The following is a 13,728-nucleotide window of genomic DNA, read 5'->3' as shown; positions in this document are numbered from 1 at the left end:
TCCGCCCGCGTTTCCAGCGCTCGTTCGCAGTGCGACCCAGAACCGAGGACCACCATGCTCGACACCCTGATCACCGGCGCACGTGTGCGCACCTTCGACGACGCCCGGCCGTGGGCCGGCGCCGTCGGCGTCACCGGTGGGCGCATCGCCTTCGTGGGCGAGGAGACGGACGCCCCCGCGGCCCGCGAGCACCGTCGTCTGGACGGCGGCCTGCTCACCCCGGGCATCATCGACAGCCACAACCACCTGCTGCTCGGCTTCGATCCCGACGCCGTCAGCCTGGAGGGGGCCGACACGCTGGAGGAGGTCCGCCGCCGCCTCACCGAACTCGCCGGCGCCCGCCCGGACCTGACCTGGATCTGCGCCGAGAACGCCGTCTACTCGGTGGTCCACGGCCGCCGCCCCCGTGCCCGGGACCTGGCGGGCATCACCTCCCGCCCCGTCTTCGTCACCACCTACGACCAGCACTCCGTGTGGCTCAACGACGCCGCCGTCCGCGCGCTGGGCCTGGACGACGGCGGTGACATCCCCTGGGGCCGCCCGGAGCGGGACGCCGACGGGCGTGCGACCGGGTGGGTCACCGACTTCTACACCAGTGCCATGACCACGGCGGGCCTGGCCGGCCTCCAGCGCGACATCCCCATGTACGCGCCGCAGCGGCGCTACCGCAAGCTGCTGGGCAGCCTGGAGATGGCCACCGCCGCCGGCATCACCACCGTGGTCGAACCGCAGGTGCCGCTCGCGGAGATCGACCTGTTCCGGCGCGCCCGGGACGAAGGGCGCCTCAGCTCCCGCGTCATCGCCGCGCTCTTCCACCCCATGGGCTCCGACGGCGCGTTCCGACGGGAGCTGCGTGCGGCGGCCGACTCCGCCCCGGGCGGCGACCGGCTGGCGTTCGGCCCGGTCAAGCTCTACGCCGACGACGTGATCGAGCCCCACAACGCCTGGATGCTGGACGACTACGCCAACCGGCCCGGTCACCGCGGCCACCCCTCGGCGCCGCTGGGCGAACTCACGCAGGTCGTCACCGAACTGGACCGCCTCGGCTTCCAGACCCACACCCACGCCACCGGCGACGGCGGCATCCGTCTCGCCCTGGACGCCATCGAGCACGCCGCGCGCACCAACGGCACCCGTGACCGCCGCCATGGGATCGTGCACGTCGAGTGCCTCGCCCCGGAAGACCTGCCGCGCTTCGCCGGGCTCGGCGTCACCGCGGCCATGCAGCCGCGCCACTGCTCCCCGGACCTCGTGGCCGGCACCTGGATGGAGAACGTCGGCGAGACCCGCTGGGACCGGGCCTGGCGGCTGCGCTCCCTCATGGCGTCCGGCGCCCATGTGGCCCTTTCCAGCGACTGGCAGGTGGGAGAGATGGACCCGCTGATCGGCTTCTACTCGGCCCTGACGCGCGCCGGGCTGGACGGCAGGGACGCCTGGACCGCGGCGGAGCGCCTGGGCCTGGACGAGACGCTGCGCGGCTACACCGCCGAGGGCGCCTGGGCCTGGCACCGGGAGGGCGAGTACGGCGTCATCCGTGAGGGCGCCCGGGCGGACCTCGTCGCGTGGTCCGAGGATCTCTACGCGCTCGAACCGGACCCGGCGGCGCTGCTCCAGCAGCGGGCCGAGGTCACCTGGGTCGGCGGCGAGGTCGTCCACGAGGCCGCCGCAGCCCGCACCACCGCCGGCCACTACGGCGCACTCACCTCCTGCTCCGCCCACGCCGAAGGCGGTCACGCCCATGCCTGACGTCTCCTCGCCGGCCCCCGACTCCTCCGCGGCCGTCTCCGCCGCCTCCGTGCCCGCCGACGGCACCGCGGCGACAGGCGGGGCAGCCGCGGGTGCACCGGGCGGTGCCCGGCTGCGGGGTGGCCTGAAGCTGCGCCACATCGTCTTCCTCGGGCTGGCCTTCATGGCGCCCCTGGCGGTGTTCGACACCTTCGGCCTGGTCTCCGAAACGACCGACGGCCATGTGCCGCTGGCCTACCTGGCCGTCCTCATCGCCGTGGGGCTCACCGCGCTCAGCTACGCCCGGATGGCCCGTCGTATCACCTCCGCCGGATCCGTGTACACCTACGCCGGCAAGGCGCTCGGCGCCCCCGTGGGATTCCTGGTGGGCTGGTCGGCCACGCTCGACTACGTGCTGCTCCCGATGCTCAACGCCCTGCTGGCCGCGATCTACATGGGGGCCGTCCTCCCGGCTGTCCCGGCGTGGGTGTGGGTGCTGTCCACCGTGGTGATCTGCACGGCACTGAACCTGGTGGGCGTGCGGCCGGCCGCCAAGGTGAACGTGGCGCTCGTGCTCGTCCAGGGCGGGGTGGCCGTCGCGTTCCTCGTCTTCGCCGTGCGCGCCGTCGTCACCCACGGCCGGTCCTTCGGTGCCGCGGGGTTCGACCCGGCGACGGTGGCGCTGCCCGACCTGTTCGGCGGTGCGTCGCTGCTGGCCCTGTCGTTCCTGGGGTTCGACGCCGTGTCCACGCTCTCCGAGGAGGCCGAGCACCCGCGCCGGGACATCCCGCGGGCCATCCTGCTCATCGTGGCCGCCGCCGGGGTGTTCTTCCTCGCCGTCACGTACGTCATGCAGACGCTCTTTCCGGACGTCTCGGCCGTGGGCGACATCGTGGGCGCCTCACCGCGGATCGCCCGGTACATCGGGGGTGCCGCGTTCCAGACCGTCTTCGTCGGCGGGTACCTCACCGCCGTCCTGGGCTGCGGACTGACGCAGCAGATGAGCGCGGCACGGCTGCTCTTCGCCATGGGACGCGACGGGATGCTGCCGCACTCGGTCTTCGGGCGGCTCGATCCGCGGACGGGGGTCCCCGCCGTCAACGTGCTCGTCGTGGGTGTCATCGCCGCCTCCGCGGTCTTCCTGGACCTCGGCAGCGCCGCGTCGCTGATCAACTTCGGCGCCTACGTCGCCTTCGCCGCGGTGAACCTGGCGGTGATCGGCTTCTGGGTCCGTGACCGGCGGGCGGGGCGGCCGGAGGCCCGCGGGCCCGCCGCCGCCGTACTCCAACTGGTGCTGCCGGGCCTCGGGCTCGTCGTGAACGTGGCCCTGTGGATCAGCCTGGACACCCCGGCCAAGATCGTGGGCGTCGTCTGGGCTCTGGCAGGCGCCGGGATCCTGGCGCTGCGTTCCGGCGGATTCCGCCGCCCGATACGGATACCGGAACTGGTGGAGTGAACCCCGCGGCTCCTGGCGCCGCGGGCCCCTGCCGGACTCCCGGCAGGGGCCCCGGTGCGCGGGCCGTGGCGGTCCGGGGCCCGTCCCCGTCGTGAGGCAGGCCGGCCGGCGTCGGCTAGCGCGTGCCGCCGGTCAGGCGGCCCGGCCTCACTTCAGATGCCGGGTGAAGAACCGGGCCGCGGCGTCCCCCGCGTACTGCGGGACGCCGGTGTGCCCTCCGAGATGGGCGTGCAGGGACTTCTCCTCGGAGCCGAAGGCGTCGAACAGGTCCAGGGCCGCCTGCCGGTCGTTGCCCTCGTCGTCCCACTGCAGCAGGACGTGCAGGGGGATGGTGACCTGCCGGGCTTCCTCGAACATGGCGCGGGGCACGAGACTTCCGGCGAACAGTACGGCGGCCGAGATGCGCGGTTCGACCACCGCCAGCCGGACGCCGATGGAGATCACTCCGCCCGAGTAGCCGACCGGGCCGTCGATCTCGGGCAGCGAGAGGAGGGCGTCCAGGGTGGCCTGACACTCCGGGACCGCCTCGTCGACCAGCGGGAGGACGAGGGCGTCGACGATGTCCCCGCTGACCGGCTCGCCGGCCTCCATCGCCCGACGCAGGTCGGCGCGGGCCTGCTCGGCGGCGGGCCGGCGGGGCCGGTCACCGCTTCCGGGAAGCTCGATGGTGGCCGTGGCGAAGCCGTCCGCCGCGGAATGCCGGGCCCGGCCCAGCAGTCGGGGGTACATCCTGCGCAGGCCGAGGGGAGGGTTGCCGAGGAGGATCAGCGGCGCCGGCTCGGACGCGGATGCCGATGCGGGTGTCCACAGGATGCCGGGGATCTCGCCGAGGATGAACTCGCGTTCGAGGACGCCGTCGTCGAGACGCTGCTCGGAAGTGAAATGCATGGTCGTGCCTTTCGGGAGTGCACTGGTACGGCGCTCCCGGGCGGTCTGTCTACCGCCCGACCGTGACCCCGGAGGGGAGCACCCATGTCGGTCCTGCGTTCACGGGTACCACCTCCTTGATCTGTCGCACGGCCTCCGGAAACATAGCAGGGGCCGTCCTCTCCCGACCAACGGTTTTGTACGACCCTCCACTTTCCCGCGAGCCTCCGTGACACCGGTCCCTCCGCGGTGGCCGCTGCTCCGCACGTCGGTTCAGCGGGATTCGCCGAACCAGCGGGCGAGCGCGGGTTCCGGACCGGCCGACCTGTACGCGAGCGTGGTGTGCACGGGCCCACGGGGGCTGTACCGGTACCTGACCACCCGGGTCGCCGCTCTCCCGGCCATCGCCCACCTCGAGACGGCACCGGTGATCAGGGCCGTCAAGCAGGCGGCGAACCGGCCGTAGCGAGCGGTCCCTGCCCTGCTGCCTCGATCACCATGCCCGTGCCTGTGCCGCTAGTCCCCGCCACCGTCTCCGCCGCCGTCGCCTCCATCGCCACCACCCCCGCCTCCGTCTCCGCCGTCCCCGCCGTCGGAGCCCCAGCCGTCCGACGCGCCCGCTTCGTTGTCGTCACCGCCGCTGCCCAGGTTGCTGAACCAGGGGCGGTCCCAGGCGCTGTCGGTGGCGACCGGTTCGCCGGCGGTGGTGTGCGGGCGCTGGAGCCGGAAGCGGGCCGTGCCCGTGGTGTCGCCGAGGCCGAAGGCGGCCGCGAAGGCATGGGCCATGACGGCGTCCAGCGGGTCCGGGCTCTCGTACTGCACGGGCGCGAGGGGCAGCAGCACCGTGCCGGGGTCGAGGTCGGGACGGCGGGGCGGTCGCTGTATCAGGGCCACCCGCCGCTCGTCGCGCAGCAGCCATGAGCTCGTGCGGTTCTCCCGCCGCAGCTCCCAGACGCCCTGGGGCAGCCGCGCCTGTGCGTAGCTCCGGGATTTGCGCAGCTTCCTCTTCAGGACGAGGGCGGCCGGTGCGTCCCCGACCGTCATGCGCAGCCCCTGCGCCTGGTCGGCGGTGCTGCTCAGCAACCCGCGCGGCGCCCGTATCCGTACGGTCGGAGCGCCCGGACCCCACACGTCGACGCGTACCAGGCGACGGTCCACCGCCACACCCACCTGGCCGGCCGGTCCGTGCGCGTACCGTCGGGCCATCCACAGCGGCACGCCCTCCGCCCGCGCCCGCTCGGCCAGGACGTCCAGCTGCGCGGGCCCGCCGCAGTGCCGTACCGCCAGCTCTCCGAGTCGCCGGGCGAACTCGGCCGCCCGGCGCACCTTCACGGGGGCGGTGGTGCCGGTGACGCGGGTGACCGGGACGACGCCACTGCCTGCGGCCAGCCGCTCCAGCGGACGTTCCGTGCCGCCCCCGCCGAGCCAGTGGCCGCGCTGGAACGCCTCGGCCATGGCCGGCAGGTTCAGCTCGCTCAGCGGTGTGACCTTGCCGGCGCGGCGCAGGTCTTCCTCCGTCAGCTCGACGGTCCGTGCCATCGGATTCCACGATCGTTCCGTGTAGAGCGCCTGGCTCACGCCATCCCCCGTGTTCTCGCATTGCAGCGACCGAGCCTGTCGAGCCTCAGGACGCAGCCGAGCGACGTCCGGTTTCGCGGGCCCGCCGCCGTGACACACGGCTGACCTGCGCGGCGGTGACGCGGACGTCCTGGAAGACGTGCGGCCCGGGGTCTCGGACGGGCGGCGATCCCGTCGGCGGGATGCCACCCCGGAGTGGCATGCCACCCCGGCCTGGCATGTCACCCCATCGGCGTGCCAGGGCCAGCCGATGGGATGGGCAGGACCTCACAGGCCGGGGGTGAAGGGAGCGATGCCGACGATGAAGACGTCGCGGTGACCGTTCTCGGCGTTCTCCGCGAGGCGCACCGGACCGACGTAGTGGCTGACGCTGTGGTCGTGGACGCCGTAGCCGTCGAGCAGATCACTCAGCACGAAGCGCTCGTGGATGTCGCCGGGGTCCACGTCGTCGGGTTGCCGGCCGGCGCTCTCCGGTGTGGCGATGACGTTCTCGCCGCCGGTGATGTCGCGGCGGTCGATGAGGTGGGCGAAGGTGCACAGTGCCGGTGAGCCGCCGTCCCGGTGCAGGCAGTTGGGTGAGGACACGGCGACCTGGGTCCGGTCCCGGACGGCCAGTCTGATCATGTGGATGGCGAGATAGACGGGTGCCGTGTGCAGCTGCGGCAGCCAGAGCGCCTCGGCCAGGTCGGCGCGGATGATCGCCCGTACCGCTCGGTTGCTCTGCAGCTCCGGGGTGAGATCGGGCAGCTTGCGGTGGGCGTCCGGGAACTCCGGGTTGTACTCGTCCTGCCAGAACTCCGACACGGTACCGAATTCGTCGTCCGGCGTGCCGGGGATGAAGGACAGCTCGTCCGTCCAGGCCAGGTAGACGGCGTGTGAGTAGCGGCGGAACCGGTTGGAGTCAGGCGAGTGGGGATCGAGGGGCAGGTCTTCGAAGGCCCGGGCGAGCTGGGCGAGGTCTCCTGCGAGTTCCTCCGCGTCCAGGCCGAGGTCCGTGCCTCGCAGCCGGGCGTAGCCGTCGCGGCGCAGTCTGCCGGTGCCGGCGGAGGAGGCGGCGCCGAGGACTCTGCTGCTGCCCGCCTGGGGGCCTGAGGCGAGCTGCGGGGTGTGGACCATCCAGTTCTCCGGGTGTCGTGACCTGTCGGGGTAGCTGTCTTCACGGGTTGCGTCCACCGGTCTGCTGTCGACCTCCAGGGGCCCGCACTGTGGCGTGCGTGCCGACGTCGTGCCGTCGGGGGGCGGCACTGTGGCGTGGGCGCCGACGTCGCGCCGTCGGGGGGCCGGCGCGGTGGGGTGTGCGCCGGCGTCGCGTCGTCAGGAGGGTTCGTCAGGGGGTCGGGGTGTGGTCGTCGTCGGCGCGGAGGGGTGTCAGTGCCGGGGCGGCTGCCTCCTTGACCGATGCGCGGTCGGTACGGGCCGTCGAGCCGACCAGGTCGTCGACGACGTGCGCCAGTCCGCCTGCGCGGAAGGCGGCGCGCTGCCGGTGGGCGCCCGTGCCGTGGGCGGCCAGCCGGTCGAGGAAGGCGGTGACCCGGGCGGTGTCTCCCAGCTCGTCCAGTGCGGTACGGATGTGGTGCAGCAGCCGCCGGGCCCGTTCCGGGGCGGCCAGCATCGTTCCTGACAGCAAGTCCAGGCCCCGACCGGTCCAGCCGTCACGGGTTCCGTACCAGTACGCACCGCGCAGCAGCTCGCTGATCAGCCGGGGGCCGGGGTCTCCCTGCCGCACCAGGCGGGCGGAAGTCACCACCAGGGCGCGTACGACGGCTGCCACCGCAGCGGAGTCGGCGGGGTCGGCGGGCACGTCCATGCACCGCACTTCCAGGGTCGGCAACCGCGGATGCGGGCGGATGTCCCAGAACGGCAGCTCGGCGAAGGACATCGCGCCCGCTTCGGCCATGGCCGCGGCGGTGCGCCGGTAGTCCTCGAAGGACTCGGCGTACGGCGGCGGTCCCAGGCTCGGGATGCGCAGGCGGAGCACGGAGCGCCAGCTTGCGTAGCCGGTGTCACGGCCGTCGTAGTACGGCGAGTTCGCCGTCATCTCCATCAGCAGCGGCAGCCAGGGGCGGAGGTGGTTGCCGACCTGGGCCGCCACGTCGCGGTCCGGGAGGAACACGTGGACGTGCAGGGCACAGAGTGCGAAATCGTCCATCAGCGACCGGTACAGTTCCACGCCGGCCCGGTACCGGGGGTGGTCGCCCACAGGGGGCTTCGTCCCCCCGATCACCGGTGTCCCCGAGGGGCAGACCCGCAGCCCCTCAGCGGCCGCGGAGGCGGCGACGGCCTGCCGTAGCCGTACCAGCTGCGTGTGCAACTCGGCCATGTGCGTGCAGGGCGGGGTCCGCACCTCGACCTGCAGGTCGGTGAACTCTCCGGCCACCAGGTCACCCAGCTCCCGGGCGGCCCGGGCGGCCACCACGGGGCCGGCGCCGACCACGGCGCCGGTGTCCGGGCGGACCAGGAAGAGCTCCTCCTCCACGCCGACCGTCGGGATCCCGCCGCCGGACCGCAGGCGCTGCGGCGCCTGCGGCTGGGGCTCAGCCGCACTGTTGTCGCCCATGGGACCACGCTCACACATCCACCCCGATGTGTCCTGCGGACCTGGCATTCGGCCTACGAGCGACTGACGGGACACCGGAGGGGGCAGCCGAGGCGCCTGGCCGCGGACCCTCACGGGACTCCTGCATGCCGGCCGGAGTCCCGTGAGGGTCTCCGGCATTCCGGCCGGACACCCCCCGGAAAGGTTCGGCCTGAGGCGATCCCGGTGCGGGCGGTGTCCGGAAGACGAATGCCTCCGGGCCCGGCTTCGGGCCGGATCGTCCGCCCTGGGGCCGGATCGTCCGCCCCGAGGGCGGAGCATCAGGTCTGAGACCGCATGCTCCGCCCTGGGGTCGGATCGTCAGCGCTCGGTCAGGGCACGGGCGAGGAGGGGCAGCAGGCGGTCCCAGTGGAGCCGCACCGCGGCGGGGTCGAAGGCATCGGTGTCGGACATGGTGAAGCCGTGGACGGTGCCGGGGTAGATCTCGGAGGTGTAGCCGACGCCCGCCGCGTCAAGGGCCTTGTTGAGCTCTCCAAGGGCCTCGGGCGTCAAGTCGCTCTCGGCGTGGCCGAAATGAACCTCGGCGGTGAGCTCGGAAAGGCTGTCGGGTCCGTCGGCTCCTACCGGGCCGTGGAACGCTGCGAGGGCGGCCACCTGGCCGGGGTGTGCCACGGCGGTGCGCGTCGCCAGGAGGCCACCGATGCAGTAGCCGGTGACGGCGACCGGTCCGGCGCTGACCTCGGGCCGAGCGGTGAGGAACCTGAGGTAGGCGTCGGCGTCGCTCAGGACACGTTCGGGCGTGTGCGCCTCGATCAAGGGCATCAACCGGGCGAAGACGGCGGGCCGGACCTCTTCTCCGATGTGCTCGGGGAGTTCGATCACCGGTGCCGGGCCGTGCCGGTAGAAGAGGTTGGGGACGAGCACGTAGTACCCGTGCCCGGCCAGTTCGCGGGCCATCTCCCGCAGCACGGGCCGGATCCCGAAGCCGTCCGCGTACATCAGCACTCCGGGGTGCCGCTCACCGTCGTCGGGGTAGGTGGCGAACGCATCGGCCAGGCCGTCCGCGGTGGGAATCCGCAGGTTTTCGCTGGGCATGAACTCTCCTGTCGTGGTTGAGGTGTCGATCCTGTGTTCAACACGACGGAGGGGGAGCCCGCGGAGCAGCGCAGGTCAACGGGTCCAACGGCGGGCCGGCATCGGCCCGTACGGCGCTCAGAGGGGCACCGGGTCACCGATCCGTGTGTGGCGTGATGCCGTCCCGGTGGTCATGGCTGAACACCGTAGTCCACCGGACGAAGCCGATGCCAGCCCCTTTCCGGGGGCACGGCGTGACGGCCGCGGCCCATGTGCCGACGGACGCGGTCGCTCGGTGCGGCCGGCCCTGCCGGTCCCGTGCGCCGGTGCGGCCGGCCCTGCCGGTCCCGTGCGCCGGTGCGGCCGGACCTGCCGGTCCCGTGCGCCGGTGCGGGACAGGATCCGGGTCTCACCCGAAGCCGTTGACGCATTGGTCCAGACCTTCTACGTTGAGCCCTCAGTCAGGCAACGCGCACACCCGGTTCACCTCGGCCCTGTACCACCCCACGATCACAGGGAGAGCCATGTTCCACCTGCGCAGACCACCACGCACAGAGCCACCCGCACCCGCACGCACCCAGCCGTCCACGCCGCCGCGCGGAACCCCGTTCTGGGGTGTCGGCGCACGCCCCGGCGCCCGGCGTCGGGGTGTCCGGTCTCGGCGACGGATCGCCGCCCTGGGCACCGCGCTGCTTCTGCCGCTCGCGCTGCTCACCACGCTCGCCGCTCCCGCTCACGCGGCCGGGACGCTGACGGCGACGTTCACCGCCCAGGACAACGGCTCCTGGTGGAAAGGCACGTACGTCGTCCACAACGGCGGCTCGGCCGCCGTCAGCGGCTGGGACCTGGAGTTCGACCTGCCGGCCGGGGTCTCCGTGACGGGCCACTACAACGGTGCCGCGACCGTCTCCGGGCGGCACGTGAGCGTGAAGAACGCCTTCTACAACGCCGGCGTCCCGGCCGGCGGCAGCACCGAGCCCTACAGCTACTGGTTCATCGCCGACGGGCCGATCGGCGCCCCCACGGGCTGCACCGTCAACGGCGACAAGTGCGACGGCACCCCGGACGTCCCGCCGACCGCGCCGGGGGCCCCGGAGGCGACCGCGGTCACGGCGCGTTCGGTCGCGCTGCGCTGGGCCGCCGCACAGGGCGGCGACCACCCGGTGGCGTCCTACGAGGTGCTCAGCGGCTCCGGCACCGTGGCCACCACGACCGGTACCTCCGCCACCGTCACCGGCCTGACGCCGGCGACGAGCTACACGTTCACCGTGCGCGCCAGGGACGCGCGCGGCAACGTGGGAGCGCCGAGTGCCCCGTCGACCGTCAAGACCGTGGACCCGGCGACCGATCCGACTCCCCCTACGGCGCCCGGCGATCTGCGCGCCACCGGCAAGTCCTCCGTCAGTGTCGGCCTGGCGTGGGACAAGGCCACCGACAACGTGGCCGTGGCGGCCTACGACGTGTACCGCGGCGGCACGCTGGCGAAGACCGTCGGCGCGGACGTCACGACGGCCACCGTCGACGGGCTCTCCCCCGCCACCGCCTACACCTTCACGGTCAAGGCCCGCGACACCGCCGACAACTCCTCGCCCGCGTCGAACACGGTGGCCGCCACGACCGACGACGTCGCCGGTCAGGGCAAGCAGCTCAAGGTGGGCTACTTCGCGCAGTGGGGCATCTACGGCCGCCAGTACTTCGTGAAGAACCTGGACACCTCGGGCGCCGCGGCCAGGCTGGACGTGGTCAACTACGCCTTCGAGAACCTCGACCCGGCCGACCTCACCTGTCAGGCGGGGGTGACCAAGGGCGTCTCCGCGAACCCGCAGGACCCCGACGAGGGCACCGGCGCGGGCGACGCGGACGCCGACTACGCGCGTCCCATGTCGGCCGCACAGTCGGTGGACGGGGTCGCCGACGACGGCTGGGGCAGACTCCGCGGCAACCTCAACCAGTTGAGGAAGCTCAAGGCCAAGTACCCGAAGCTGAAGGTCCTGGTGTCGCTCGGGGGCTGGACGTACTCGAAGTTCTTCTCGGACGCCGCTGCCACGCAGGCGTCCCGGGAGAAGTTCGTCAAGTCCTGTGTCGACGTGTGGATCAAGGGTGACCTGCCCGTCTACAACGGCGCGGGCGGCCCGGGCACGGCCGCCGGGATCTTCGACGGTATCGACATCGACTGGGAGTGGCCCGGCTCCGAAGGACACCCGGGCAACCACTACGGCGCCCAGGACAAGGCCAACCTCACCGCGCTGCTGGCCGAGTTCCGCAAGCAGCTCGACGCGCTCGGCGGCGGACACCGGCTGCTGACCGCGTTCACGCCCGCCGACCCGGCGAAGATCTCCGCCGGCTGGGACCTCAGCCGGATCTTCGACTCGCTCGACTACGCCGACGTGCAGGGATACGACTTCCACGGCGCCGGCAGCGACAATTCGTGGGAGCCCAGGCGCACCGGCCACGGTTCCGACCTCTACGCCGACGCGCAGGACCCCTACCCCTTCCACTTCAGCGTCGAGGACGCGATCAAGGTCTATCTGCAGGCCGGGGTCAATCCGCGCAAGCTGACGGTGGGCTTCCCGTTCTACGGGCGCGGCTGGCAAGGCGTGACGGACGGCGGGGTCGCCGGTGAGTGGCAGGACGCCGGCGGCGCGGCGCCCGGCCAGTTCGACACCGAGGCCGGCGTGCGCGGCTACGACAACCTCGTCACCACCTTCCCGGCGATGACCGTCCACCACGACGAGCAGTCCGTGTCGACCTACGGCTACACCGGCCCGGGCGGCCAGTGGTGGACGTTCGACGACGCCTGGTCCATCGGGAGGAAGACCGCCTGGATCAGGTCCAAGGGGCTCCTGGGCGGCTTCGTCTGGGAGATGTCCGGTGACACGCCCAACGGTCTGCTGATGACCGCGCTCGACGACGGACTGAAGTGACCGCACCGTCGCCGCCCCGCACCGCCGGGGCGCCCCCTCGCGTGGACGGCGTCCGCCCGAGGGGGCGCCCCGGCGGCCGTACGACCCGGGCGGCGCGGTGGGGAGGTGTGCGCGTGGACGTCCTCGACGCGTCGGGCGGCCGCCACCGGGCCAGACGGTCGTACCGAGCGGCCACCGGCACCGCACGGGGGCTCATCCACCGGAACGGCTCTCGGTCACCCCTCGTCCACGACGTGTGTCCGGATTCCGCGACCCACCGGCGACCTCGTCGACCAGGGGCTGGACCCGGTAGGGGATGACCGCGCTCAGGGCGATGACCGTCGTGCTGCGGCGGACCCCGGGAACCTCGAGGACATGGTCGATCACCTGCTGCACGTGCTGGTTGCTCGTGCCGGCGATCCGGCACCAGATGTCGCCGGGGCCGGTCACGATGCGGGCCTCCAGGATCTGCGGCACGGCCCGCAAGCGGGCGACGATGGCCGCGCGGGCCGGCTGATCCACCTCGAACGTGGTGAACGCCTCCACCCCGTGCCCGAGAGCGGCGACGTCCACGTCCGGGCCGAAACCGGTCACGACACCGGACTCGGCGAGTCGGTCGAGCCGCGCCTGCAGTGTTCCGCGTGCGACGCCGAGCCGGCGGGCGATCTCCAGCAGGCCCTCGCGGGGGCGCTCCCGGAGCAGTCGCAGCATCCGGCCGTCGAGCGCGTCGAGTCCTTGCCGTGCCACCGCATCTGCCGATCTGCTGCCTCGAAGGCACGTCTGCGCCTCAGTGTTCGTCAGATTAGCAAGGGAGTGAGGGGACTGTTGCCGATTCGGCTGTCAGGGGCCCACGCTGGCGACTCCCCGTCCACGAGGAGCAGTCGTGAGGCAGCACACCCACCCGTTCGTCCCTTACCGACCCGACCGGTACGACGAGGACGAGATGGTCCGCAGGGGCCGGGACTTCGTGTCCTTCCTCGACCGTCGGCGCAGCGTGCGGTTCTTCAGCGACGAGCCGGTCCCGCGCGCCTGCATCGACCTCGCCATCGCCGCGGCCAACACCGCCCCCTCCGGGGCCCACTTCCAGCCGTGGAAGTTCGCGGTGATCGGTGACGCCGAGACCAAGCACCGCATCCGGGTCGCGGCCGAGGAGGAGGAACAGGCCAATTACGAGGGCGGCCGGATCCCGCCCGAGTGGCGTGCCGCGCTCGCCCGTCTCGAAACGAGTTCGGACAAGAGCTTCCTCGACGTCGTGCCGTGGATCGTCGTCTGTTTCGCCGAGAAGAGCACCGCGATGCCGGACGGTTCGCTGCGCAAGAACTACTACGTGAACGAAAGCGTGGGCATCGCGTGCGGGTTCTTCATCGCCGCGCTGCACGCGATGGGGCTGAGCACGCTGACGCACACACCCAACCCGATGGGCTTCCTCACCTCGATCTGCGAGCGGCCCGGCAACGAGCGGCCGTACATCCTCTTTCCCATCGGCTACGCGGCCGCGGACTGCGAAGTCCCGGACCTGGCACGCAAGTCGCCGGCGGAGGCCACCGCGGAGAGTCCGGGCCGCCGGTCGTGAGCGCGTTCCGGCGCCT

10 protein-coding genes are annotated in these 13,728 nt (G+C 72.5%); 4 read left to right on the top strand and 6 right to left on the bottom strand.

Going from position 1 to position 13,728, the window contains the following annotated elements:
- Positions 1 to 54 precede the first annotated feature (54 nt).
- Together GT045_RS32200 and GT045_RS32195 are read left to right on the top strand one after the other, a co-directional pair.
- The gene (locus tag GT045_RS32200) at positions 55 to 1,746 is read left to right on the top strand and encodes an amidohydrolase (protein WP_161336339.1); all 1,692 of its coding nucleotides are present in this window, start codon (positions 55 to 57) and stop codon (positions 1,744 to 1,746) included.
- The gene (locus tag GT045_RS32195) at positions 1,739 to 3,181 is read left to right on the top strand and encodes an APC family permease (RefSeq protein WP_161336338.1); all 1,443 of its coding nucleotides are present in this window, start codon (positions 1,739 to 1,741) and stop codon (positions 3,179 to 3,181) included. The genes GT045_RS32200 and GT045_RS32195 overlap by 8 nt, the downstream gene beginning before the upstream one ends.
- Positions 3,182 to 3,328: 147 nt before the next feature.
- On the opposite strand, the gene GT045_RS32190 is transcribed toward GT045_RS32195, so the two are convergent.
- From GT045_RS32190 to GT045_RS32170, 5 genes are all read right to left on the bottom strand, one after another.
- Positions 3,329 to 4,069, bottom strand: coding sequence for an alpha/beta hydrolase (locus tag GT045_RS32190; RefSeq protein ID WP_161336337.1), 741 nt, complete (start codon positions 4,067 to 4,069; stop codon positions 3,329 to 3,331).
- 495 nt (positions 4,070 to 4,564) lie between these two features.
- A complete protein-coding gene (locus GT045_RS32185; protein WP_161336336.1) occupies positions 4,565 to 5,587 on the bottom strand; it encodes a hypothetical protein in 1,023 nt (340 codons plus the stop codon).
- A 306-nt stretch (positions 5,588 to 5,893) separates the two neighbouring features.
- Positions 5,894 to 6,799, bottom strand: coding sequence for a 2OG-Fe dioxygenase family protein (locus GT045_RS32180; protein WP_161336335.1), 906 nt, complete (start codon positions 6,797 to 6,799; stop codon positions 5,894 to 5,896).
- 154 nt (positions 6,800 to 6,953) lie between these two features.
- Positions 6,954 to 8,183: a glutamate--cysteine ligase gene (locus tag GT045_RS32175; protein ID WP_161336334.1), complete on the bottom strand. Its 1,230-nt coding sequence runs from the start codon at positions 8,181 to 8,183 to the stop codon at positions 6,954 to 6,956.
- 339 nt (positions 8,184 to 8,522) lie between these two features.
- The gene (locus tag GT045_RS32170) at positions 8,523 to 9,257 is read right to left on the bottom strand and encodes a dienelactone hydrolase family protein (RefSeq protein ID WP_161296856.1); all 735 of its coding nucleotides are present in this window, start codon (positions 9,255 to 9,257) and stop codon (positions 8,523 to 8,525) included.
- A gap of 428 nt (positions 9,258 to 9,685) precedes the next feature.
- On the opposite strand from GT045_RS32170, the gene GT045_RS32165 reads away from it, so the two are divergent.
- Positions 9,686 to 12,160 (top strand): glycosyl hydrolase family 18 protein, encoded by a 2,475-nt coding sequence (locus GT045_RS32165; RefSeq protein ID WP_237539034.1) that lies wholly within the window; start codon positions 9,686 to 9,688, stop codon positions 12,158 to 12,160.
- Between the two features lie 192 nt (positions 12,161 to 12,352).
- Here the strand turns inward: GT045_RS32165 and GT045_RS32160 are convergent, their stop codons facing one another.
- Positions 12,353 to 12,886: an Lrp/AsnC family transcriptional regulator gene (locus tag GT045_RS32160; RefSeq protein ID WP_345942819.1), complete on the bottom strand. Its 534-nt coding sequence runs from the start codon at positions 12,884 to 12,886 to the stop codon at positions 12,353 to 12,355.
- Positions 12,887 to 13,022: 136 nt separating this feature from the next.
- Here GT045_RS32160 and GT045_RS32155 point away from each other — a divergent pair, with 136 nt between their 5' ends.
- Complete coding sequence (locus GT045_RS32155; protein WP_161336333.1) at positions 13,023 to 13,712, top strand: nitroreductase family protein; 690 nt, start codon at positions 13,023 to 13,025, stop codon at positions 13,710 to 13,712.
- Positions 13,713 to 13,728 lie beyond the last annotated feature (16 nt).

It is taken from the genome of Streptomyces sp. SID486 (assembly GCF_009865385.1).
GTDB lineage: Bacteria > Actinomycetota > Actinomycetes > Streptomycetales > Streptomycetaceae > Streptomyces.
The sequence above is the reverse complement of the archived record's forward strand: the minus strand, read 5'-3'. Positions and strand labels throughout refer to the sequence as shown.

Excerpts from the sequence above, each read along its gene's own strand:
- GT045_RS32200 (WP_161336339.1), top strand. The coding sequence starts at position 55 with ATGCTCGACACCCTGATCACCGGCGCACGTGTGCGCACCTTCGACGAC.
- GT045_RS32195 (WP_161336338.1), top strand. The coding sequence starts at position 1,739 with ATGCCTGACGTCTCCTCGCCGGCCCCCGACTCCTCCGCGGCCGTCTCC.
- GT045_RS32190 (WP_161336337.1), bottom strand. The coding sequence starts at position 4,069 with ATGCATTTCACTTCCGAGCAGCGTCTCGACGACGGCGTCCTCGAACGC.
- GT045_RS32185 (WP_161336336.1), bottom strand. The coding sequence starts at position 5,587 with ATGGCACGGACCGTCGAGCTGACGGAGGAAGACCTGCGCCGCGCCGGC.
- GT045_RS32175 (WP_161336334.1), bottom strand. The coding sequence starts at position 8,183 with ATGGGCGACAACAGTGCGGCTGAGCCCCAGCCGCAGGCGCCGCAGCGC.
- GT045_RS32170 (WP_161296856.1), bottom strand. The coding sequence starts at position 9,257 with ATGCCCAGCGAAAACCTGCGGATTCCCACCGCGGACGGCCTGGCCGAT.